Origin of the sequence: Achromobacter sp. 413638 (genome assembly GCF_043119405.1) — a bacterium.
Classification (GTDB): Bacteria; Pseudomonadota; Gammaproteobacteria; order Burkholderiales; family Burkholderiaceae_B; genus Achromobacter.
The window spans coordinates 1-718 of record NZ_JBICCO010000178.1 but is presented as its reverse complement, the minus strand read 5'-3'; the positions used below and the strand labels follow the sequence as shown (position 1 = coordinate 718).

The window sequence follows — 718 nt, the reverse complement described above, 5'->3', positions numbered from 1 at the left end:
CGTCGCGGACAGCGTCATGTTCTTGCCGGCCAGACTGGTGCCGGCGTGTTGCAGCGTGCCGGCCGTCAGCGTCAGGCTGCCCGGCTGGCTCAGCTTGCCATCGGCGTCCACGCCCGCCACGAAGCGGCCGGTGTTGTTCAGCAGGCCGGGCGTGCGCGCGTTCAGGTCGCCGCCCGCCAGCACCGAGCCGGTGTTGGCCAGCGTTGTTCCTGCGTAGAGGTCAGCCCGCCCGCTGGCGAAGGCGACGCCCGCGTTGTTCAGCGTGCCGCCCGCGTCCAGGGCCAGCGCCGCACCGGATTGCAGCCGGCCATCGGTGGTGATGAAGAGGTCGCGCGCGGCGTTGACCGAGAGCTTGCCGGTCTGCGTGCCGATCACACCGCCCAGCCGGGCATCTGTGCCGGCGCGCAGGCTCAAATCCTTGCCTGCCGAGGCCGAGCACAGCGCCTGCAACGCGCCGCCGGCGGTGGCGGTGAGCGTGCCGTCCGCCTGTTGACGCGAGGCCGCGCCCAGGATCAGGTCGCCGCGCGTGGCCGTCAAGGTCAGGTCGCCCTTCAAGGCGGCGGCGGTGCCGTCGATCGACAGACCATCTCCGGCGCTCAGCGTCTGGTCGCGGCCGGCCAGCGCGCGGCCGGCGATCTGCATTGAACCGGCGGCGGTGGCGGCCAAGGTGTCGGCAGCCTGCACCAGGCCCTGGTGCGCGACGGTGATGTTCCGACCA

1 protein-coding gene is annotated in these 718 nt (G+C 72.6%); it reads right to left on the bottom strand.

Going from position 1 to position 718, the window contains the following annotated elements; all coding sequences use genetic code 11:
- Positions 1-718 (bottom strand): hypothetical protein (locus tag ACEU5R_RS31950; protein ID WP_392413928.1); only part of this gene is annotated, 718 nt, incomplete at both ends.